1 protein-coding gene is annotated in these 781 nt (G+C 52.5%); it reads right to left on the bottom strand.

Annotated features, from left to right (window positions below):
- Positions 1 to 781, bottom strand: a 781-nt coding sequence (locus FRY97_RS22585; RefSeq protein WP_170254853.1) for a hypothetical protein, incomplete at both ends; no start/stop codon positions are given.

Raw genomic sequence — 781 nt, 5'->3', positions numbered from 1 at the left:
TTCTGTGAAGCTGTCGGTAGCAGTGAAGTCCAGGTCAGTATCGCAATTGTCCACTGCTGATGGCGCGCCTGTGAAGATGTAAGTGCCTTCGATGAACGCGGTCTCTTGTGCTACGTTGCCTGCGTCGCCGCCGTACAGTACGTCAAACGCGCTGCACAGGAAGTCTGCAGGATCGTTAGCTGGGCAAGAGATGATCGGGTCGGTCTTGTCTTCGCCAGTGATGTAGCCCCAGCAGTTTTCGAAACCGCCGTAGATGTCGTCGTCGCCGATGATCTGCTCAGGTACTACATATGAGAAGTTGCTGATAGTAGCAGAAGAAATATTAGGTGCCACAGCATCTACGCTCATTACCCATGCCAAGATATCTCCAGCTTGCAGGTCAATCGTTTCTGTGCCAGACTCTGTAGCACCGCTGGTGCCCAAAGACAGGTTGGTGCGGTCACCATTTACAGAATACAAGAAGATATCGAAGGAGCTACCGGTGAACTCATTGCTGCTATGTGACCAGTCGTAGGTAGCAGTACCTGACTGTGTAATCGCAATGGTTGCTGATACCTCTTGACGTCCAATACCTGGATCCGCTGTCTGAGTAAACTGGATAGAAGAAGAGCCGTTCAGGGCTACAGTCAGTGCGTTGCCGCCTACGTTTGGAGACAGTACAGGCAGGAAGTCGCCAGTAAAGCCTGTGAAGTTCTGCTCAGGGATGACCGCTACGTTGCCGTTGCTGCCAGTCACCTGTGGGCCAGTGATCTCGTAGATGAACTGTCCGTATCCGTCCAGG

It is taken from the genome of Phaeodactylibacter luteus (assembly GCF_007993045.1).
GTDB classification, from domain to species: domain Bacteria; phylum Bacteroidota; class Bacteroidia; order Chitinophagales; family Saprospiraceae; genus Phaeodactylibacter; species Phaeodactylibacter luteus.
The sequence above is the reverse complement of the archived record's forward strand: the minus strand, read 5'-3'. Positions and strand labels throughout refer to the sequence as shown.